The organism is Qingrenia yutianensis (assembly GCF_014385105.1).
In the GTDB taxonomy this organism is placed as follows: Bacteria; Bacillota; Clostridia; order UMGS1810; family UMGS1810; genus Qingrenia; species Qingrenia yutianensis.
Window position 1 is genome coordinate 39043 of record NZ_JACRTE010000001.1, and the last position, 22250, is coordinate 61292.

Annotated in this window: 19 protein-coding genes and 1 riboswitch; of the genes, 14 read left to right on the forward strand and 5 right to left on the reverse strand. The window is 41.9% G+C overall.

What is annotated here, in order from left to right; genetic code table 11:
• Positions 1 to 13: 13 nt before the first annotated feature.
• Positions 14 to 781, forward strand: a complete 768-nt coding sequence (locus tag H8706_RS00190; protein ID WP_262431019.1) for a polysaccharide deacetylase family protein — start codon at positions 14 to 16, stop codon at positions 779 to 781.
• A 63-nt stretch (positions 782 to 844) separates the two neighbouring features.
• Here the strand turns inward: H8706_RS00190 and H8706_RS00195 are convergent, their stop codons facing one another.
• Positions 845 to 1270, reverse strand: coding sequence for a PPC domain-containing DNA-binding protein (locus H8706_RS00195; protein WP_262431020.1), 426 nt, complete (start codon positions 1268 to 1270; stop codon positions 845 to 847).
• A gap of 350 nt (positions 1271 to 1620) precedes the next feature.
• Here H8706_RS00195 and H8706_RS00200 point away from each other — a divergent pair, with 350 nt between their 5' ends.
• Positions 1621 to 3282, forward strand: a complete 1662-nt coding sequence (locus H8706_RS00200; RefSeq protein ID WP_262431021.1) for a ribonuclease J — start codon at positions 1621 to 1623, stop codon at positions 3280 to 3282.
• 46 nt (positions 3283 to 3328) lie between these two features.
• On the opposite strand, the gene ispG is transcribed toward H8706_RS00200, so the two are convergent.
• Genes ispG through H8706_RS00220 form a run of 4 tightly spaced genes read right to left on the reverse strand, consistent with a single transcriptional unit; the run spans position 3329 to position 6802 of the window.
• Positions 3329 to 4363 carry a flavodoxin-dependent (E)-4-hydroxy-3-methylbut-2-enyl-diphosphate synthase gene (gene ispG, locus H8706_RS00205; protein ID WP_262431022.1) on the reverse strand — a complete coding sequence of 345 codons (1035 nt, stop codon included), beginning with the start codon at positions 4361 to 4363 and terminating at the stop codon, positions 3329 to 3331.
• Positions 4364 to 4387: 24 nt separating this feature from the next.
• A complete protein-coding gene (locus H8706_RS00210; protein ID WP_262431023.1) occupies positions 4388 to 5524 on the reverse strand; it encodes a D-alanyl-D-alanine carboxypeptidase family protein in 1137 nt (378 codons plus the stop codon).
• 47 nt (positions 5525 to 5571) lie between these two features.
• Positions 5572 to 6018 carry a nucleoside deaminase gene (locus tag H8706_RS00215; protein ID WP_178347513.1) on the reverse strand — a complete coding sequence of 149 codons (447 nt, stop codon included), beginning with the start codon at positions 6016 to 6018 and terminating at the stop codon, positions 5572 to 5574.
• Positions 6019 to 6025: 7 nt separating this feature from the next.
• Positions 6026 to 6802 (reverse strand): amidohydrolase family protein, encoded by a 777-nt coding sequence (locus H8706_RS00220; protein ID WP_262431024.1) that lies wholly within the window; start codon positions 6800 to 6802, stop codon positions 6026 to 6028.
• A gap of 323 nt (positions 6803 to 7125) precedes the next feature.
• Between H8706_RS00220 and H8706_RS00225 the strand changes: the two genes are divergently transcribed.
• The 12 genes from H8706_RS00225 (at position 7126) to H8706_RS00280 (ending at position 22235) form a co-directional block, all read left to right on the forward strand.
• Complete coding sequence (locus H8706_RS00225; RefSeq protein ID WP_262431025.1) at positions 7126 to 8445, forward strand: EAL domain-containing protein; 1320 nt, start codon at positions 7126 to 7128, stop codon at positions 8443 to 8445.
• 76 nt (positions 8446 to 8521) lie between these two features.
• Positions 8522 to 8605, forward strand: a riboswitch (cyclic di-GMP riboswitch).
• A 71-nt stretch (positions 8606 to 8676) separates the two neighbouring features.
• Positions 8677 to 9996 (forward strand): leucine-rich repeat protein, encoded by a 1320-nt coding sequence (locus H8706_RS00230; RefSeq protein ID WP_262431026.1) that lies wholly within the window; start codon positions 8677 to 8679, stop codon positions 9994 to 9996.
• A 68-nt stretch (positions 9997 to 10064) separates the two neighbouring features.
• A complete protein-coding gene (locus tag H8706_RS00235; protein ID WP_262431027.1) occupies positions 10065 to 11126 on the forward strand; it encodes a hypothetical protein in 1062 nt (353 codons plus the stop codon).
• 182 nt (positions 11127 to 11308) lie between these two features.
• Complete coding sequence (locus H8706_RS00240; protein ID WP_262431028.1) at positions 11309 to 12691, forward strand: sugar transferase; 1383 nt, start codon at positions 11309 to 11311, stop codon at positions 12689 to 12691.
• A 3-nt stretch (positions 12692 to 12694) separates the two neighbouring features.
• Positions 12695 to 13510, forward strand: a complete 816-nt coding sequence (locus H8706_RS00245; protein WP_262431029.1) for a glycosyltransferase family 2 protein — start codon at positions 12695 to 12697, stop codon at positions 13508 to 13510.
• 12 nt (positions 13511 to 13522) lie between these two features.
• Complete coding sequence (locus H8706_RS00250) at positions 13523 to 14713, forward strand: O-antigen ligase family protein (RefSeq protein WP_262431030.1); 1191 nt, start codon at positions 13523 to 13525, stop codon at positions 14711 to 14713.
• Positions 14706 to 16064, forward strand: coding sequence for a hypothetical protein (locus H8706_RS00255; protein ID WP_262431031.1), 1359 nt, complete (start codon positions 14706 to 14708; stop codon positions 16062 to 16064). The genes H8706_RS00250 and H8706_RS00255 overlap by 8 nt, the downstream gene beginning before the upstream one ends.
• A gap of 3 nt (positions 16065 to 16067) precedes the next feature.
• On the forward strand, positions 16068 to 17495 hold the full coding sequence (locus tag H8706_RS00260; RefSeq protein WP_262431032.1) for a hypothetical protein: 1428 nt from the start codon (positions 16068 to 16070) through the stop codon (positions 17493 to 17495).
• A gap of 20 nt (positions 17496 to 17515) precedes the next feature.
• Entirely contained in the window at positions 17516 to 18583 is a 1068-nt protein-coding gene (locus H8706_RS00265) for a glycosyltransferase family protein (protein ID WP_262431033.1), read from the forward strand.
• Entirely contained in the window at positions 18580 to 19734 is a 1155-nt protein-coding gene (locus tag H8706_RS00270; protein WP_262431034.1) for a glycosyltransferase, read from the forward strand. Before H8706_RS00265 ends, H8706_RS00270 begins: the two co-directional genes overlap by 4 nt.
• Before the next feature lie 13 nt (positions 19735 to 19747).
• Positions 19748 to 21067: a nucleotide sugar dehydrogenase gene (locus H8706_RS00275; RefSeq protein ID WP_262431035.1), complete on the forward strand. Its 1320-nt coding sequence runs from the start codon at positions 19748 to 19750 to the stop codon at positions 21065 to 21067.
• A 4-nt stretch (positions 21068 to 21071) separates the two neighbouring features.
• Positions 21072 to 22235, forward strand: a complete 1164-nt coding sequence (locus H8706_RS00280; RefSeq protein WP_262431036.1) for a CDP-glycerol glycerophosphotransferase family protein — start codon at positions 21072 to 21074, stop codon at positions 22233 to 22235.
• Positions 22236 to 22250: the final 15 nt, after the last annotated feature.

Below are 22250 nucleotides of genomic sequence, written 5' to 3' on the forward strand. Positions count from 1 at the left end.
CGGAGGGTGGAGTATGTTTAAAAAAGTTTTGCTCATCTTGGGTTTATGCTTGGCACTCGCTTTTTCAAACGTGTTTGCCGTCTCAGACACCGATGTGCCTATACTTTTGTATCACAACATCGCGGAAAACTACAATGCAGAGGACAATCTTCTGCACATCACGCCCGAACGGTTTAAAGAGCATATGCAGGCGCTCAATAATGCGGGATATACGTCAATTTCGTACAAGGACTATCAAAATTACGTCAAAGGACTCGGCGAAATTCCCGAAAAGAGCATTATCGTTGCTTTTGACGACGGCTATTTGAGCAACTACACATACGCGTTTCCGATTTTAAAGGAATTCGGTATGAAAGCGGCAATTTTTATCGTCACGGGTTCGGTAGACAACGACAAAACGGTTTATCCGCACTTCGGATATGCACAGGCTAAGGAAATGCTTGACTCGGGACTTATCGAAATAGGCAGTCACACACATTCGCACCGAAGCTTTAAAGACCTTTCGTATGAAGAAACGGTTACCGAGCTTAGAAAATCCAAATATCTTATCGAACAGAATTTGGGAATAAACTGCAATCTTTTGGCATATCCGTACGGTTTTGACAACGACTGGACGACAAACGAGGCGATAAAAGCAGGCTACGAGGTTGTAAATATCGTGGGCGATACCGGCACAAACCGCCGTTCCGACGGGCTTTACACGCTCAAACGTCTTACCGTTTCGGGGCATCTTACTCCCGACGAGCTTATCGCTATGATAGAAGAAAACAGAGCAAAATAACAAAAATCCGAAAACAGGTTTTCGCTTGTTTTCGGATTTTTTTAAATTCGGATTTTTTAAATTTTAAGCTTTCGGCAGAAACAGATTTAATCCCGTTTCCTCGTCGTGAAATCTTTTTAATTTGCACGGCAGAGATTTTATGAAAATTTCAGCCGTTGCGCATATTTTGCACTCGTTAAGATGTCCGCCGAAAGTTTTCAATTCGCTGTCGGCAAAGTTTATGTGCAGGTGAAGATAGGGTTTTTTGTCTTTTGTTGTTATGTTTCCGAGAAGTGAGGTAATTTCAAAATCGCCCTCAAACGTTTTTTTGAAATACTCCTTTTTTTCAACGCTGTAAAGTCCGACGGTGATTTTATCCGCCGCGCCTATTCCTTCAACCGTTGCGGCGGTGATTTTGAGCTTTTCGCAAAGTTTTTCGAGCTCTGAGAGTACTTCTTCTCCGCGTTTAATTCGTACAACAACGGTGTCGTCACAAACAAAATATTCCATAATTACACTCCCTTTTTAAACGTATACTATATAATAAAATTATACTCTTATTTTTTTATTTTGTCCAGTATAAATGCAAAAACAATGTCAATAATTAAAAATATAAAATATTTTTTGAAAAAACTCTTTTCAAACACGGAAATTTGTGGTATAATATAACTAATTTATTTTGAACGGACGAAAAACATCTTTGAGTTTAGCTGAAAATTAAACTTACATAGCACGAAATGCTATCAAAAAATGTTGTACGGAAAAATAACTTAATACATTAAAAACCAACGGGGCTTGAACGGAAAATAAGCCTTTGTGTTTTTGCGTGTTTTTAAACTTTTTAATACGGAGGTATGTTTATGGCAAGAAAATCAAAACTTAAAATTATACCGCTCGGCGGACTTAACGAAATCGGAAAAAATATGACCGTTTTTGAATACGGAAACGATATTGTTGTGCTTGACTGCGGAATGGCTTTTCCCGACGAGGAAATGCCCGGAATTGACTTTGTAATTCCCGATTTTTCGTATCTTACAAAGCATAAGGACAAGGTGCGTGCAGTGGTTTTAACCCACGGTCACGAGGACCATATCGGCGCCCTGCCGTTCTTTTTAAGCGAAATCAACGTTCCTGTTTACGGAACGAATTTAACGCTCGGAATTGTTCAAAATAAATTGAAAGAACACAATCTTTTGTCGAAAGTTAAGCTGAACAGAATTTCGGCAGGCGACGTTATAAAAATCGGCTGCTTCACATTTGAGGCAATACGCTCCAACCACTCCATTGCGGACGCTGTTGCGTATGCAATCAAAACACCGGTCGGAACAATCGTTCACACGGGCGACTTTAAAATCGACACAACGCCTATCGAGGGCAGAATGATAGACCTTGCGCGCCTCGGCGAGCTTGGCAACGAGGGTGTTTTGGCGCTTATGAGCGACAGCACAAACGTCGAGCGCCCTGGATATACGATGTCGGAGAGAACCGTAGGTTCGTCGCTCGACCACGTTTTTGAGTCTACCAAGAAAAGAATTATTATCGCAACTTTCGCGTCAAACGTTCACCGCGTTCAGCAGATTATAAATTCCGCGCACAAATTCGGCAGAAAAGTTGCCGTTTCGGGCAGGAGTATGGTGACAATCCTTGAAGTTGCAATGAATTTGGGATATACAAAAATTCCCGAAGGTGTGCTGATTGACATTGACGATATTAAAAAATACCGTCCCAGCCAGCTTACCATTATCACAACGGGAAGTCAGGGCGAGCCTATGAGCGCGCTCTATCGTATGGCGTTTTCCGACCACAGAAAAGTTGAAATCACAAAGGACGATTTGGTGGTTGTTTCGGCAAATCCTATCCCGGGAAACGAAAAACTTGTGTCAAACGTTGTAAACGAGCTTTTCAAAAAAGGCGCAGAGGTTATTTATGACAGCTCCGATATGCACGTTTCGGGTCACGCGTGCCGGGAGGAACTGAAAATTATAATGGGACTTACGCGCCCGAAGTATTTCATTCCCGTGCACGGCGAATACCGCCATTTAAAGCTTCACGCAGACCTCGGCAAGCTTATGGAAATTGACAAAAAGAACGTTATTATTCTTGATATAGGCAAGGTCTTGGAATTCGGCGCGAACGACGCGAAAGTTACGGGAACCGTGCCGTCGGGCAGAGTTTTGGTGGACGGTCTCGGCGTCGGCGATGTCGGAAATATTGTTTTGCGTGACAGAAGGCATCTCGCACAGGACGGACTTATTGTCGTGGTTGTCACAATCGCGTCGGATAACTATTCGGTTGTGTCAGGTCCTGCTGTTATTTCGCGCGGTTTTGTGTATGTCCGCGAGTCGGAAACCCTTATTGAGGAAATTGAAGAAATTGCGTCGCAGTGCATTGAAACGTGTATCGACAACCGCGTTCACGACTGGTCGACGATTAAGACCAATATGAAAAATAAAATTTCCGACCATATTTATCATCAGACAAAGCGCAAACCTATGATTTTGCCCGTTATTATGGAAGTTTAATAAAAAATCAACCCCGAACATTGTGTTCGGGGTTTTGTGTATTAACTTACATTTTTTCTATTTCTTTTTTAAATTCCTCAAAAAGCGCGTCCTCGCTTACCTTTTTGAAAATTTCACCTTTTTTGAAGATAAGTCCGCATTTGTCGCCGCCGGCAATGCCGATGTCCGCCTCTTTTGCCTCGCCCGGGCCGTTAACCGCGCAACCCATAACCGCAACGGTAATGTTTTTGTGTACGGTGCGAAGATATTCGTCTACCTTTTTCGCAAGCGGAATGAGGTTTATGTTGCACCGTGCGCAGGTCGGACAGGAAATAAGGGTAGGGGTGTTGCCGAGCATATCGAGCGATTTTAAAATTTCGCGTGCAACGATAACCTCGTTAACGGGGTCGTCGGTGAGCGAAATGCGTATTGTATCGCCGATATTGTTAAGCAAAAGCGAGCCGAGCGCAACCGACGATTTAACCGTGCCCGAAAGATACGTTCCCGCCTCGGTAACGCCGAGGTGCAGAGGATAGTCAAGTTCTTTTGACGCGAGTGTATACACCGCAATTGTGTTTTTCACGTTGGACGCTTTGAGCGACAAAACGATATTGTCAAAGTCGAATTTATTCAAAATCGCAATGTGCCTTTTTGCGCTTTCGAGCATTGCCTCGGGCGTGGGCGCGGAATACTTTTTCAAAATATCTTTTTCGAGCGAACCGCCGTTTATGCCAATGCGAATGGGAATGTTAAGCTTCCGAGCCTTATCGGCAACCTGTTTTATTCTGTCCTCGCTGCCGATATTTCCCGGATTTATGCGGATTTTGTCAACACCGTTTTCCATACATTCAAGCGCGAGTTTGTAGTCGAAATGAATATCCGCAACGAGCGGAATGTGTATTTTCTGCTTGATTTTCGCGATTGCCTTTGCGCTTTCAAGGTCGGGAATTGCAACACGGACAATGTCACAGCCGGCATTTTCAAGACGCAGAATTTGCTCAATACATTCGCCGTAATTTTTTGTTTTAACGTTTGTCATAGACTGCACGGCGATTTTTTCTCCGCCGCCTATTGTAACGTTTCCGATTTGTACTTTTTTCATTTTCTCACTTCCGTAAAATTTTATTTATATTTTCATTATGTTTTCTAACAGTGAAAGATACACCGCGTAAAGGCTCTTTTTCAGTATATCCTCTTTAAAAACAAGGTTTACCTCGCCGATTTTTTCGCCGTTTGACACTATTTCAACGCTTCCGCCTATTTTTCCTTTTTCAACGGGCGCGTCAAAGTCTTTTTCCGCGTTGATTTTCGGCAGGACTTCGTTTTTTTCGCTCCGTTTGAAAAGATATGTAAAGTCATTCTCGGCAACAAGCTCGGTTTTGGATTTCATACCTTTTTTAACGTTTGCCTCCGACATAGGCTTTCCTTTTTCAATCACCTTTTTCACGCCGTATGCGCCGAAACCGTAGTTAAGCATATTCGATGCGTCGGCAAAACGTTTTTTTGACGTTTCCGCGCCCATAACGACCGCGATAAGGTGCATACCGTCACGCTTTGCCGTTGCGGAAATGCAGTTTTTCGCAACCGACGTGGAACCCGTTTTAAGCCCCGTTGCGCCCTTGTAAAAGCGTATCAGTTTGTTTGTGTTGGACAGTGTGAATTTTCCGTCGCGCAGTGAGTCCATCCAAATTGTTGTAAACTGAAAAACGTCCTCGTGCTTTAAAAGCTCGCGCGACATAAGGGCTATATCATAGGCGCTCATTTGATGACCGTCCGCGTCAAGACCGTTACAGGTGATGAAATTCGTTTCGTTCATACCGAGTTCTTTTGCACGCTTATTCATCAGTGCGACAAATTCTTCAACACTTCCCGCAAGGTGCTCCGCCATTGCAACGCACGCGTCGTTGCCCGACGCAACTGCCATTCCCTTGAGCATATCGCGCACCGAAAGCGCCTCGCCTTCGTCGAGAAATATGGTCGAACCGCCCATACTTTTTGCGCGCGCACTTCCGATTACCATATCGTCGTACTTTATTTTGCCTGCGTCGATTGCCTCCATTGTGAGGAGAATTGTCATAATTTTCGTCACGCTCGCGGGCGGACGCATTTCGTGTGCATTTTTTTCAAAAAGAATTTTTCCTGTGTCCGCTTCCATTAAAATTGCCGACGGCGCGCTTACTTCTAGTGACGTGACCTCGGCGGCATATGCCGTTGTAAAAATGAGTGTTGCGCACAGTATGCACGACAGTATTCTTTTTGGCATAATATTCATTCCTTTCATTAAATACTATGCCTGCCTGTTTGCTATTATTATCGTTTTTGTGCAAAAAAATCTTTCAAAAGACGGGAACATTCGTCTGCTGAAAAACCGAAATAAACCTCGGGCGTATGATTGAAAAGCCCTTTTTCAAAAAGGTTGACTTTTCCGCCTGCCGCACCGCAGAGTTTATCCTCCGCGCCGATATATACACGGTTAAGCTTTACGTTTATAATCGCGCCGGCGCACATTGCGCACGGTTCGAGCGTGACAAACAAATCACAGCCGATAAGATATTTATTGTTAAGTTTTCTGCACGCGCGCTCTATCGCGAGAATTTCCGCGTGGTGTGACGCGTTGTTTGAACTTTCCGTTTCGTTGTGCGCGCTTGCGATTATTTCACCGTCTTTCACAATCACCGCGCCGACCGGCACTTCACCGCGTTCAAAGGCGAGTTTTGCCATATCCAGCGCGCAGGGCATAAAATTTTTGTACTTCATAATTCACCTATTTGCAAAGGAGATTGTATGCGTTTGTATAAAGAATTTTTTCCTTTGCGCCGTCCGAAAGATTAAGTCTTAATGTATGTTCAACGGTGCCTTTGTGGCGTTCAAGCGGATAGTCGGTGCCGAAAAGGACTTTATTTATGTCGTGTTTTTTGATAATGCTTTCAATTCTCTCGTCGGAAAGTGCCCTGAATGTGCTGGATGTGTCGATGTAAATATCTTTTCCGATAAGATATTCCTCCGCTTCGTCCCATTGGCTGTAACCGCCAAGATGCGCCGCAATAACCGTAAGATGCGGAAACATATCCACAACCTTTGCAAGCCTTCTCGGGCTTGAGCAGTCGCTGTTTATGTCGCCCACGTGGAAAAGAACGGGCAGTTTTCCCGAAAGATAATCGTATACGGGAAACATTTTTTCGTCGTCAATGTTAAATTTCTGAAAATCGGGGTGGAGCTTTATTCCCTTTAGTCCGAGCGAAATAATTCTTTCAATTTCTTTTTCTTTTTCGGGATAGTCGGGGTGAACCGAACCGAAGCCGATTATCTTTTCGCCGATAAGCGACGAGGTGAAATTGTTAACGTCCTCAACCTGATGCGGTTTTGTTGCGGTGGAATGAATGACAAGTTTTTCAATTCCCGCCTCGTCTGCGCTTGCCTTAAGGTCGTCAAATCTGCCGTTGCCGTGCATTGTGTAGGAATAATAAGTTCTTAAGTTGTCAACCGCCTTTTGTGCAACCGCGTCGGGGAAAACGTGTGCGTGAACATCTATAACTTTCATATATTTCGCTCTCCTTTTATGTGATGTATTATAAAGTATTTTATCACACATATATACGCTTTGCAATAATTTTGTAAAAAAATGTCAAAAACCGCCTTTTGAAAAGGTGTTTTTTCAATACGTTTTGTGCGTATTTTACAATGCGGTGTTTTCAGCTGTGTTAAAAATAATTAAATTTAGAAAAATAAACTATATTTTAAAGAAAAATTACACTAAAATTTAAGGGTTATGTCGGTTGACTAACATATAAAATTGTGTTAAAATAGGTTTTAAACATTTATAATGAAAATATAATAAAAATTTTTTGAAAGAAGGTGTGTTTTTTGGAAACTGCGATTATATTGCTGGGCGGACTTGTAGCCGTCGCGGCGGCGGTTGTGTTTTTCGGCGTATTTGAAAAAGAAAAACGAAACGAGTTTAATATGACAGAAATATCAAGCATTTCGCGTGCTGAAAGCGTTTTTGACCGTCTTGTGTCAAAGGACGGCGCGTGCACTGCAATATACATTGGAATGTTTTATCAATCACTCTATATAAATGCCGACAGCGGAAAATTTATAAAAACGCGTCTTTCGGCAGAGAAAAAAATAAAGGAATTTTGCGGAATTTTCGGCGGTGCGTCCGCAAGAGTCGACGGTAATAATTATATTATCGTATCGGGTGCGCAGAGAGATGACACGGCTGTGTTTTGCGAAAAATTTTCCGAATTTGCAAAAAACGGCAGCAACGCCGCCGACATAAGCATCGGTGCGTACATTGCAAAAGACGAAATTTGCGATTTTCAGACTGCGGCGGGATATGCGAAAAAAGCTGCGCGGTTTGCGAAAAATTCAGGCGCCGGTTATAAAATCTGCGAGGGCAGGGAGCTTGACGAGGTTATTGACAACGAAAATATCGAAAAAAATATTGAGGCGTTTATAGATAACGACAGTTTTTATCAGGTTTTTCAGCCGTATTACGACGCAAAAGCCGATAAAATTTTGGGCTGTGAGGTTTTGAGCAGACTCGATTTGGACAGAACCGACGGAATTTTGCCATGCGAATTTTTACAGGTTATAAAAAAAGACAAAAACCTTTGTGTTAAGTTCGATTTATATACATTTAAAAGGTGCTGCGAATGGCTTGTGAAAAATGCGGACAGGAATTTGAGCGTAGCGTGCAATTTTTCACGTCAGACATTATTGTCCGAAAATTCCGCGTCGGATATTATAGCCATTGCTCAAAGAACGGGAGCTGATTTTAAGAGAATTATTATTGAAATTGAGGACGGGCACAGCAACGGCGGATTTGAAATTCTTTGCGGAAACGTTTTACTGCTCAAAAAGTCGGGATTTAAAATATGTCTTGACGGTTTCGGCAGAGGAAATACGGCTCTCGGCGAACTTTCGGAGCTTTTGCCCGATATTATAGGCATTGACAAAAGTGTGCTCCGCGGTGTGAAAAACAGTCGCGGAGAGGCAGTTTTCAGCGGTGCTGTGCGCCTTGCAAAAGAGATGAATGCGCTTGTTTTGGCCGAATGTATTGAAAATGAAATTCAGGCTGAAACAGCTAAAAAGGCGGGGTGCGACATTTTACAGGGATATTATTTCTGCAAGCCCGTGAACACGGATGAATTGGATAAATTGCTGAAAAATCAAATATAGTATAATGTGATTTTTGTGTTATATGACAAATTTCAAAAAAGTGTTGACAATTCGAGTTTAATATGCTATCATGATGCTAATAATAGAAAACTGTGACGCAATACACGTATATGGGCGCTTGTGTATTGCCGAGTGAGTAGCGCAACCGGTCTGTTAAACCTAAGTATGGTTTTGGGTTTTAACGGGCTTTTTTTATTGCCTTTTTCCATCAATTACAAACGGAGGGATAGAATGAACGCGAAAATTGCTGTGCGGATTATCGCCGCCGCCGCTGCGGTAGTGCTCCCGATTTCGTGCTTTGCGGCAGAGATGAGCTGGAAATACGACGAAGCAAATGCGACAGTTTCCGTGAGCGGTTACGGAATGGTTAACGACGCGACAAATTTTACATCATACATTAAAACTGCAAAGAGGATTGAGTTTGAAAAAGGCGTTACGAAGATTGAGAAAAACGTTTTCACAAACTGCGGTATAGTTGAAACTGTGGTTCTGCCCGACGGCTTTACGTCGCTCGGAAACAGTTCTTTCAGTTTCAGCAAACACCTTAAAACGGTTAATTTTCCCGAAACTCTTGAATACATAGGCGATGAGGCGTTTATGGACTGTCCGTCGCTTGAAATCGGTAAAATTCCGAAAAATGTGTCGTATATCGGCGCAAACGCTTTTACAGAATGTGATTTAATTAAAAACTTTGAAATTGATGAAGAAAATCCGAATTACACAGCGGTTGACGGTGTGATATTTACAAAAGACAAAACCGAGCTTGTTATGTATCCTGCCGGAAGAAATGACGAAAGTTACCAAATCCCTGACGGCACTGTGAAAATTTCGCCCAAGGCCTTTTCATATAATTCAAGCCTTGTGAGCGTACGAGTTCCCGATACGGTGTCAGAAATTGGAAATTACGCGTTCTATTTCTGCGAAAATCTTCAGGACGTAAGCTTTGGAAGCGGACTTAAAACAATCGGAAACTATGCTTTTTACGGTTCCGGCATAAGAAGTGCAATTTTGCCGTTCGGCATTGAAACACTCGGCGCGGACGCGTTTAAGAACTGCGAGTTTTTGACTGTTGTTGATATTCCCGGCACGGTTTCGCAAATCGGTGACAGCATTTTTTACGGCACCGATGACACCTTAAAAATAAAAGGTTACGGAGTTTCGGCATTAAACTGCGCAAATGATGCGGAAAAGGCATTTGAGGAAACTGTGAGAATTATTGTAAACGGCAGGGAGCTTAACCCCGACAAATCGGCTTACGTTGAAAACGGCTGTACGATGATACCTATGCGGTGCATTTTTGAGGCGCTGGGAGCGTCGGTTGAGTGGAATGACGAAACACAGACCGCAGCGGCAAAAAGAGGCGGAATTGAATGTTCGTTTGCAATCGGCGGAGATGTTCTTTATAAAAACGGCAAAGAAATCAAGCTTTCGGCACCTGCGGTTCTGTCGGACGGCAGAACTCTTGTCCACGTAAGAGCCATAGCCGAGGCGTTCGGCGAAAAGGTGGACTGGGACGGCGAAAGAGGACTGGTAACCGTTACGGCAAATTGAAAATACCGCTTTTAAAGCGTTCGGAATAAATTTTTAAATATTTTAAAAGACATATGGAGGTTATCGGAATGAGAAAATTTATAAGAATTTTATGCACGGTTTTAACTGTTGTTATTGCTTTTTCAAGTGTATCCGCACTTGCTGCGCAGGGCTACGTCGGGGAAGATTATGTAAAAGGAAACAGCAAGGGAAACAATTCGGCAACTGTTTCTTTCTATATACAGATTAACGGCGAACAGCTTGACACAAACGGCAATATTTCGGGACGCAACTCGAAATTCTATACCGGCGTGATTGACAAAAGCGGACTTAAAAACAGTCTTTCCGCAAACTATTCAATCGCAATCGGCAACGGCATTACAGAGGCTGACGTGCTTTCCAATGTATCGTCCGTTCCCCAGGATAAAAAGGTTTTTGACAAGGTTGCAAAGCAGTATAAAGAAAAAGACGCATATCTTAAATCAAGCAACGGCAAGGTTATTCCATGGTCAAGACTTACTGATGTATATTACAAGGTGCAGTGGTATGTTTTGAAAAATGAGGACGATGGCTGGCACGTTGACGGCGTTATAATAGAGCGCGAAACAGACAAAGAAATTTCAGTTGTTGTTCCCGAAGATAAAGCCGAGAGGGCAACCTGTGTTGAATACGATGTTAAAAAGGGTTTGTTCACCCCCGGCACAATGGGAGTTAAGGCAAACAGACCGCACTCGGTTTGGGAGGGTGACAACGACAAGCTTGTTATGGACGGTTTCCACGACGTATGGTACACCGTGCTTGACGAAAGCACTTTCAAAGAAAACTCGTGCGTTGTTCCGCAAAAGCTTATGGACGCGGCAACCGCGGTTGCAAAGCTTGCCGGTGCAAGACTTTCCGAGCTTGATATTCAACTTCAGAAACAGTTCGGAAGAATTGATTCGCAGGCATACAAGCAGGAATACATTTCGAGAAACGGAAAGAAAACACTTTACGTTACTCCCTACATCACCGAAAGACTTGCCTCAAAATATGATGTAAGCAAAGACGATTACATTTGGCTTGCAGAGGGAGATTCGCAGGGAAATATCGTGAAAGTGTATGTTATGGACAGAAATTCGGCGAATATAGACAATATGTTTGACGGTGAATAAAAGCGGCTGTGACAGACCGGGGTGCCTGAAAAGCCTTTCGGCGCCCGTCACGGTTGTAAATCGGCCGGCGCGAGTGTTGCGGACAAAATCCGCGGTGCTCGCTTTTTGTCGTATAAATCGGAGTATGAAATTTTCGTGAGGTTTTGCACGGATTTTGAATAACGGCAGGGAGGTCAGGCAATATGGAAAATATAAGAATGCGCAGAATGGGAATATGGAGTGAAATTATAAGCGATATTGCGGCAGTATCCGCAGGATTTTTTTTGTCAATGAAAATTTTTAATTACAGCGCGCGCCAAACCGCGCCGTTTTATGTTTTGTTCTTGTGCATAACTGCGTTTTTTCTTGCGCTTTTGGACGCATATGACGATTTATCTTCTTATCTTACGCAGAAAAAACGTCTGCCCGTAACCCTTGCGGTTGCGTTTGCAATGTCTATGGTTTCGGCACTTTTGGTAATTCTTATCGTGCCGAGTTTAAAACTTTACAGTCCGCTTTTTTACACTGCGGTTTTTGTGTTTTGTTATGCACTTTTGTTTATCGGCAGAATGATAATTCTCAAAGTGCTCATAAAATTCAGAAAATCCCAGTCACTGCTTATTTTGTATTACCCGAACTGTCCCGAAAAATTTTTAAATAAGCTTAAAATAAAATCGGCGGACTATGGCAGTGTCAAGCTTTGCGCACTTACGGAGGACAAGCTTGAGGACAGCGCGGTAAAAGCCGTTGACGAAAGCAGTCAGATTTTAATTTTGGAAAATATTCCCGTTGATATTCGGGATAAATATATACTTTACGCACTCGGAAAAGGCAAGGGTATTCAGGTTATACCCACGGTTGAAAATCTGTCGTTTCTCGGCGGAAGAATAAGGCATATAGGCGACACGCCCGTAATCAGCCTTAAAAACGCACGCCTTTTGCCCGAGGAAAAATTTATAAAGCGCGCGTTTGATTTTATCGCGTCGCTTATCGGAATAATAATTACGTCGCCGATTTTTGTGATTTTCGGTATTCTTATAAAGCTCGACTCAAAAGGCCCCGTTTTTTATAAACAGGAGCGGTACACCATAAATAAGCAGAAATTTGACATTTACAAATTCAGAACAATGGTCGATAACGCTGAAAGTATGGGTGCGCGTCTTGCAACCGAAAACGACGACCGAATAACAAGGACGGGAAAAGTCTTGCGTGCGTGCCGTCTTGACGAACTGCCGCAGCTTTTTAACATTTTAAAAGGCGAGATGTCGTTTGTCGGACCGCGTCCCGAAAGACCTGTTTATGCCGATGAATACAGTGTTCTGGTGAAAAACTACGACGTCCGTTATATCGTTAAGGCAGGGCTTACGGGCTATGCGCAGATTTACGGTCAGTACAACACAAAGGTGTCGGACAAGGTGCTTTTTGACAGTATTTATATAAACAACTTTTCGCTCTGGCTCGACCTAAAGCTTATTGTGCAGACAGCTATGATTATGTTTATAAAAGAGTCAACCGAGGGGGTTGACGAGGAGCTTTCGTTTGTTCCGCAGAAAAAAGAGGTTCAAAAAGAGACGTCGGGGAGGTAGAATATGCCGAAATTGTCGGTTATAGTTGCGGCATACAATGCCGAAAAATATCTTGACAGGTGTATAGTTTCCTGTCTTAATCAAACTGAATTTGCGCAAAACTGCGAGCTTATCGTCATAAACGACGGTTCGTCGGACGGGACGGAAAATATACTTGTAAAATACAAAAACAACATAAAAATTATAAATCTTGAAAAAAATTCGGGTTCTGTGGCAAGGGTGCGGAATATCGGTCTTGACGCCGCAAACGGCGAATATATAACATTTCTCGACGCGGACGATTGGTATGAAAAGAATGCGTTAAAACTTATTTTTGACGGGCTTGAAAGGTATAATCCCGACATAATCCGCTTTGGATATACGCTTGTTTATCCAGACGGCACGCGGAAATTGCCGAACAAAAAAATCGAGCGCGATGAATTTGCTGAGAAGAAAGATTTTACAGAAAAAATTTATCCTAAATTTATAAACGGCATTGAACTTAACAGCGTGTGGGCGGTTTTCAGGCGCGAAACGGTAAAAAATATAAGATTTTGCGATAAACTTAAAACCGCGGAGGATTTGGCATTTGCGGTTGAGGCATACACAAACGCGCAAAACGTTTTGTTTATCACCGAGCCGATTTACTGCTACTATCGCGCACCGGGGAGTCTTACCGGGAGCGGAACGGCAATTTTGAAAAAATATAAATACAATTTTATGATTTCGGCAAAAATTTTAAGGTATCTTAAAAAATGGAATTTAAGTACGGCAAAATGGAAGTTTTTGACGCTTGTGCGCCCCATAAGGCTGACGCTTGATAAGCTTAAACGAAAATAACGGAGATATGATATGACGGTAAACGCGAAAGAAAAAATCAGTATAGATTGCTTTCTTGCAGGTATATATTTTTTGTGCCTGCCTTTTACTGTTGTAACAACACCGTTCGGCTCGCTTTTAAAGCTTGTCACAATCCCGATTGTTATGATGTTGCTGATAAGGCTTTTTATGGGAAAAAGCGTCCTTACGTTTAACTATATTCATTTTTTCTACGGCTTGTATATTCTTTTCACCGCCGCGCTTTTGATTGTCGATAATGACGAAATTGCCGTTACCACGACAAAGGATATGGCGCTCGGCGCGCTGATGCTGATGCTTATAACGGTAAGAATTTACAATGCGCGCGAGAAAGAATTTTTGGAGAATGTGTGGCTTGCCGTCGGTGTAATATGCGTTTTTGTATGCCTTACGTCAAAAGAGGTTATGAACGAATACGAGAGCCGGACGGTAATAAGAATTTTGGGTTTTGAAGAGGACCAAAACCAGTTTTGCGCATATCTTGTTATGCCGTCGCTGGTGTGCGTCAAGCGCATAACGCGCAAAGACAGGCTGTTTTTCGCGTATATAATTCTTTTGGCGTTAAGTTTTTACGCGATACTAAAAACAGGCTCGCGCGGAGGACTTATCGGTGTGTTTTTCGGTGTTGCGGTGTATGTTTTGATAGGAATAAAAGATGTAAAGGTGCGTATCGGCGTTGCGATTGCGGCGGTTTTGGCGGTGTTTTTGTTTTACACCGCGGTTATGCCTCTTCTCCCTGATGACGTACGCGCAAGATATTCCGTCGAGGCGGTAAAGGACGACGGAGGCAGCGGACGGTTTGAAATATGGAGCTTTCTTGCAGACTACACGTTTCAGCGCCCCGAAAGGCTTATAAGAGGCTCGGGAATTTTCTCGACCTATTCTGTGATGTACAGTGCGGGATTTCAAAACGGTGTTGCGCACAATGCATATATACAAATTCTGCACGACCAGGGACTTTTGGGACTTTTGCTTTTTATGACGGTGATAGTGCTTTGCATTACGCGGAACATAAAAAAAGAGCCTGCCTATTCGTCGGCGGTGCTGGCACTGCTTGCGTTTTCAATGTCGCTTTCGTTTTATGTTTTCAAGCCGTATCTTAACATAATGATGATGTGCGCTATGTCGTTTGAGGGAACGCTCCCCGAACAGATGATTTGCAAAGGAGAGATTTATGATGCTTAACACAATATACAGACTTTTTAAAAAGAAATATTTTTTGTTTATACTGCTTATTGTAATGCTTTTTGCGGTAATGGGCGAGGGGTATCATTTTCTCATTCTGTCAAATATGAAGTCAATGACGGTGAGCCTTAATTATCCCGGTGCGGAGCAGGGGTTAAATCCCGACGGGAGCAGATTTAACATATCCGAGATGTCTGACGACGAGATTTTAAACGAGGCGAAAAAGGGGCTTAAAATTGAAAATACCGACAATGAAAAGATAAAATCGCGTATTTTTATAACGACCAAGTTTTCGCAGAAAGCTATGGAAAACGTTGTGTCGGATATCCGCGGCGGTATGCGCGGTTCGTATGTTCCCACAACGTACTATATTTATTATTCGCAGAAAAACAAATTTGCCGTAAATGAAACGTATGAATTTTTGCAGGCGCTTGCAACGGGATACGAAAAGTATTTTACCAGAAAGCACGCCGAGAATAATTCTATTCTGCGCTTCAGTTCGGAAGATTACGATTTTTCGTCATACGATTACTCCGAAATTTACACCGTTTTGTATAACAGGGCAGACGAAATGTTAAATCTTGTTATCGACCACCGAAATGAAAACAGGAGCTTCCGCTCGGAGGATAATCTTAATTTTGACACCGTGCGCGATGAACTTTCTAATTTTAAAAACGTAAAGCTTGAAAAATTTCATTCCTACGTTATACAGAACAGCATTTCAAAAGACCGTCCGGGCGTGATGAACAAGCTTGAATATTTAAAAGACAAAAGCGCGGTGGATTATGAAAAACTCAGCGACAAATCGGAGATTGAGAAAAAAGCGCTTAATATGTATGACCCGAAAATTACGGCAATCGCGTTTGTGCCGTCGGTGGACAACACAAACAGCTATTATATGAGCAGAACAAAAACGGGAATTGACGATTTGGCAAAAAATTCATATGAAAGCGGTATGGACGCGGCGAAAATTTCAAAAAAGCTGGACGGTTATTTAAACCGCTATTCAAAGCTTTCAAAAGCGAGCGACACACCGCTCTCTGAAAAGGAATATACCGACGCGTATTTAAACCGTATTTTAAAGGATTTTGAAGAGCTGTCGCAGAAAATCTGCAATCTTGACGACGAATATTTAAAATACAAAACCGAAAATTATTTCACATATAAAATAGGCGAAAAACAGAGTGTTATAGGTTTTGCAGCCATCGTAAAATTTTCGGTTATAGGTTTTATATTTGCATTTTTGATTGTTTTGTATATGGAATTTGCTCACAGCTTTATTTACAGAAAAACAAAATCCGCAAAAAAAGCCATTGCGGTTATGACGAAATTAAAAAGCGAGGGGGAATAGCAAATGAGGCTTACGGTTTGGGACTTAATAAGATATTTATACAAGCACAAGTTTTTTATTATGATATGCGTCGTATGCTCTTTTATTTTGTCAAAGCTTTATGTGGACAAAATTCAAACCTATTCCGCCGAGGTTGTCATACGCTATAAAGACGGCTGTGTGTCGAACGGATATTCGCTTGACGGAAGCAAATTTGATGTTAACGAAATTGTGTCGCCGAAGGTTATCGCAAACGCAAACAAAGATTTGTCGTTTAACGTTACCGACGACGGAATAAGGGCAAATACAAAAATTATCCCCATTGTTCCGTCGAGCGAGGAAAAACTTAAAGAGTCAAAGCAAAAGCTGGGAGAAGAATACGAATATCACCCCAATGTTTTTAAAATTTTATACAAGGGAAATCATTCGTATTACGAAACGCGTGACACGCTTGACAAACTTATCGACAACTATTTTAAATATTACAACGAAAAGTATCTTTATCTTGCGTCGGTCAGCGAGGTTGATTACGATTTAAACAAGCAGGATTACGATTATCTCGAGCAGGCGGAGATTTTGCAGAGCAATATCGACAGTACCATTTCGATACTTGAAAGCTATGTCGGCAACAACGAATACCGTTCGCCGGCAACGGGGCTTACGTTTAACGACCTTATAAACGAATTTACCTATCTTTCGGAATTTAAGCTTCCGCTCATTTTTTCGCGCATTTACACCGCGCGCCTTACGCTTGACAAAGATTTGCTCATAAACAAGTATACCGAGCGCAAAGAGCAGAGCGGGCTTATGAACAAAAACAATTCCGAGAAAGCAACTCTTGCCGAGGACAGAATGAAAGCATATGTCAAGGCAAATGTTGACGTGCCGAATTCGTACAATTCAAACAAAAACAACGGCGACGATGATATTACCATAATTCAGGACGTTCACGACGATGAGAGGAGAATAAGCTCGCAGACGACGTATGACACGCTTATTAAAAATTACGTCACCGACAGCACGGCGGCAAACGATAACAGTATCGACCTTAAACAGTGCGAGGATATTATAAAAATTTTCTCGTCGCCTGCCGATAAATCGGTGGATTATGCCGAGTATGAAAAGCTTGTGAAAAATGATATATCGGACACGCTTGAAAAGCTCAAAAATCTTTACACAACCGCATTTGAGCTTATAGACGACTATAACGCATATGTTCCGTCAAAGCATATAGAGTCGCTCACGGGTATCAGATACTACGAAAATGTTTATTCGTCGCTTTATTATCTTATCGCGGTTATCATCGGCTTTGTGCTTTCGTGCATTATTGCGCTTGCAATAGAAATTATGCGCCGATATGCGTATTTCAGCAAAAACGGAAAAAATGACGGCGAAACGCTTGAGCCTTCGTCTGTTATTCCCGATATTTCGACCGACGATATAACCGACTGAAAAAGCGGAGGTGAGGTAAAATGGTAGGAATTATTCTCTACGGCTCGTTTGAGCTTGCGCCGTATGCAAAAAAATATATGAATATTTTGGAAAATGCAAAAATCCCGTATGATCTTATAGGCTGGCGCAGGGAAGAGAAGGCGCGGTATTCCGGCGAAAATGTGTATATTTACGAAGGAAAAGCCGCGAAAAGATATTCCTCGCCGTTTGCAAAAATTATGCCGGCAATGGGCTACAGAAGATACGTTAAAAAGCTTTTGAAAAAGAAAAAATATGACAGCCTGATTATTCTCACCACCCAAACCGCGCTTATTTTGTGCGATGTTTTGCTTGCCTCATACAGACATAAATACATTTTTGACTACCGCGACAAGTCATATGAATATATAAAACCGTACGGTATGCTGGTTAACGCGGTCATAAAAGCGTCGAGGGAAACAGTTATTTCGTCCGAGTGGTTTAAAAATAATTTGACCGATAAAAAAGACTACATTCTTGCGCACAATTTTCAGGAAGATTTATTAAAATACCGCCAAAAGACTTGTGTAAAGAGGAAAGACGGTGAAAAAATACGCGTCGGATACATCGGTGCGCTGCGTTCGTTTGACTATCACAAACATTTGATTGACTGTTTCGGAAACGATAACCGTTTTGAATTTCACACCTGCGGCTGCGGCGACGACGTGGAAAAACTTCGTGCATATGCAAGAAATTTTGATAATATTTATGTTCACGGCGTATACCGCGAGGAGGATAAATATTCCATTATCGAAAATTTTGACATAATGTGCTACAACTACCCTTACAGCTATGTCAACGACGGCGCGGTGGCAAACAAATACTATGACGCGCTTATTATGAAAAAGCCGATGTTTGTAAATCCGAAAACGCTTCTCGGCGCGTTTATAGAACGCGAAAACCTCGGCGCAGGCGTTGACGAAGAAAGCCTTGATATAAGCGGTAAAATATATGATTGGTACAAAAATTTCGACGCCTGCGAATTTTCAAAAAAATGTGATTTTTATATGGATAGATACATTGCGGAGGACAAGCTTTTCCGCGAAAAAATAAAGGAAACGTTAGTATGAAAAAAATTCTTATTGTAAACAACAATATGAATATCGGCGGTATACAAAAGGCACTTTTAAACCTTTTGTGCGAGGTTGGAAAAGATTACGGCGTCACGCTTATGCTTTTCTGCAAGACGGGCGGATTGCTGGACAATGTTCCCGAAAACATACAAGTTATCGAGGGAAACGTGTTTTTGAAAATTCTCGGAATGTCGCACGCGGAGGCGAAAAAATGCGGATTTTTTGCTTTTTTTCTCCGCTCGGTTTTTACGGTTTTGACAAGAATTTTCAAAACAAAATTCACATTTAACATTCTTTCGCGTATGTTTAAGCTCAACGAAGAATTTGACTGTGCAATTTCGTATATGCAAAACAGCGCTGAAACGTATTTTTACGGAGGTTGTGCTGAGTTTGTGTTAAACGGCGCAAAAAGCAAAAACAAGGTTTGTTTTATCCACTGCGACTTTTTAAATTATGGCGGAAATACAAAATACAATCGTGAAATTTTAAAAAAATTCAATAAAATTGCGGTTGTGTCGAACTCGGTCGGAAAGCGTCTTTTAACTGCCGTGCCGAGCCTTGAAGATAAAGTTTATACTGTGCATAACTGCGTAAATTACAACGAAATCGAGCGTCTTAAAGAGGAATACGAACCGAAAATAAAAAAAGATTGCATATCTCTTTTCACCGCGTCGAGGATAAGCGAGGAAAAAGGAATTTTGCGAATGTTTCCGATTTTTGATAGCATACGCAAAAAGGGCATAAACTTTATGTGGTATATTGCGGGCGACGGCGCGCAGAAAGCGGAGGCAGAAACGCTTTGCGAGAAATGCGGACTTACAAAAAATGTTGTGTTTTTGGGTAATTTAACAAATCCGTATCCGTATTTTTATAAAACGGATATTGTGCTTGTGCCGTCGTACAACGAAGCCGCGCCGATGGTTTTTAACGAGGCTGAAGCTTTGGGAACATATATTTTCACCACCGACACTGCGTCCGCGAAAGAAATGGTGGGGGATAAAAATATTGGTTTTGTGTGCGGAAATACCGATGCGGAAATTGAAAAAAATCTTTATAATGTGATTAAAAATTTTGAAAATATAAAAATAAGTCCGCAAATGTGCGGTAATGCGCTTGCACTCAAAGAATTTGATGAAATTATAAAATAAGGAGGTGTTTTTTATGTCACTGTGTTCCGATATTTTTGACGGAAAAGAAAAAATTTCGGTCATCGGCTTGGGATATATCGGTATTCCGCTTGCGGTTTCGTTTGCAAAAAAGGCAAAGGTTATAGGCTTTGACATAAACAAAGAAAAAATCGCCCTTTACAAAAGCGGAATTGACCCTACGGGCGAGGTCGGAAACGGTGAGATAAAAAATACTTCCGTTTATTTTACATCAAATCCCGAAGAACTGAAAAACGCAAAATTCCATATTGTTGCTGTGCCGACGCCGGTAAATCAAGACCATACGCCTGACCTTTCGCCCATCGAATACGCGACTGAAATTCTCGGCAAAAATTTGCGGAAGGGCTCGGTTGCAGTGTTTGAGTCCACCGTTTACCCCGGTGTTACAAACGATATTTGTATTCCGATTTTGGAAAAAGCGTCGGGCTTAAAATGCGGCCGTGATTTTAAAGTGGGATATTCGCCCGAACGCATCAACCCCGGTGACAAAATCCACCGCTTTGAAACAATCAAAAAAATCGTGTCGGCAACCGATAAAGACGCGCTTTGTGAAGTTCAAAACATATACAATACGGTGATAAAGGCAGGAACTTTTCCTGTTTCGTCCATTATGACGGCGGAGGCGGTAAAGGTTGCGGAAAACTCACAGCGTGACATAAATATTGCTTTTATGAACGAGCTTGCAATGGTTTTTGACAAAATGGGAATAGACACCGCCGAGGTTATCGCAGGTATGAACACAAAATGGAACGCGTTAAAGTTTTATCCCGGGCTTGTTGGCGGTCACTGCATAGGCGTTGACCCGTACTATTTCACATATCAGGCGGAAAAACTCGGCTATCATTCGCAGATTATTCTTTCGGGCAGAAAGGTTAACGACGCTATGGGCGCTTTTGTTGCCGATTCAGCGGTGAAACAGATAATTCTTGCCGATAAACCGCCGAAATCGTCAAGAGCGGTCATTTTGGGGATAACGTTTAAGGAGAACTGTTCCGACATTCGCAACAGCAAGGTTGTAAGCATTGTGTCGCGCCTTAAAGAATACGGAATAAATCCCGTGATTGCCGATCCTATGGCGGACAAAGATGAGGTTTTGAAGGAATATAACCTAAACCTTGAACGGCTCGAAAACATAAAAAATGCCGACTGTGTTATTATCGCAGCGGCGCACGACTGTTTTAAAAAGCTTTCGCTTTCGGATATTGACAGACTTTTCAAGAACGGCAAAAATTCCGAAAAGGTTATAATCGACGTCAAAAGTATTTTAAACAAATCCGAGGCGGAGAAAAAGGGATACAGATATTGGAGATTGTAGGCATATGAAAAAATTTTCAAGCTTATTTGTCTATGTTTATTACGCATTTTACTACGCGTTTGCACTTGTTTTGAGCATATTTGCGCGGAATTTTAAAAAATATAAAAATTTGTGGCTTATATCCGAGCGCAAAACCGACGCGCGCGACAATGCATTTTTCTTTTTTGAATATATGGTGAAAAACCATCCCGAAGTAAACTGCGCGTATGTGATAGACAAAAATTCCGCGGATTTTGAAAAAGTTAAAAAACTCGGCAAAACAGTTGAACCGAACACGTTTTCGCATATGCTGGCGTTTGCCGCCGCAGAAGTACGCATAAGCACGCATTATATGGGCTATGCGCCCGATACTTACCGTTTTGCGGTGATGAAAAAACTCGGGTTGATACTCGGCAAAGATGTGTTTCTTCAGCACGGAATTATGGCGAACGATGCAAAAGAACTGCATTATCCGAATGCGAAACCCGACCTTTTTATCTGTACCGCCGGTGATGAGTATAAATTTATAAAAGAAAATTTCGGGCACAAAGACGGCGTTGTGAAAAAAATCGGTCTTTGCAGGTATGACAGTATTAAAAATAACGCAAAAAAGCAAATTCTCATTATGCCGACGTGGCGGTATTTTCTGAGAAATCTTTCGGACGCGGAATTTATAAAAAGCGATTATTACAAAAATTTTTATGAAATTTTGACAGACAAAAACTTAAACAGCGCGCTTTCAAAGCACGGGTACGAAATTATTTTGTATCTGCACTATGAGCTTCAGAAATTTTCGCATCTTTTTAAAACCGATTTGCAAAACGTTAAAATCGCGGATTTTGAAAATTACGGTGTGCGCGAGCTTTTGATGGAGTCGAGCCTGCTTGTGACCGATTATTCAAGCGTATTTTTTGATTTTGCGTATATGAGAAAACCGATTTTGTATTTTTGGTTTGACGAGGAAAAATTTTTCGCAACCCAGTATGACAAAGGCTATTTCGGCTGCCGAAAGGACGGTTTCGGACGTGTTGTAAAAACCAAAGGCGAGGTTGTGAATTTTTTGATAAACAAGCTTGAAAACGGTATGAAAAATGATGAAGTTTATTCGGAGCGCGCCGATAAGTTTTTCGGTGAAGAAATTTCGTGCCGATGCGAAAAAACATACAGGGAAATCCTTAACATAATATGATATTACGGTGAGTTT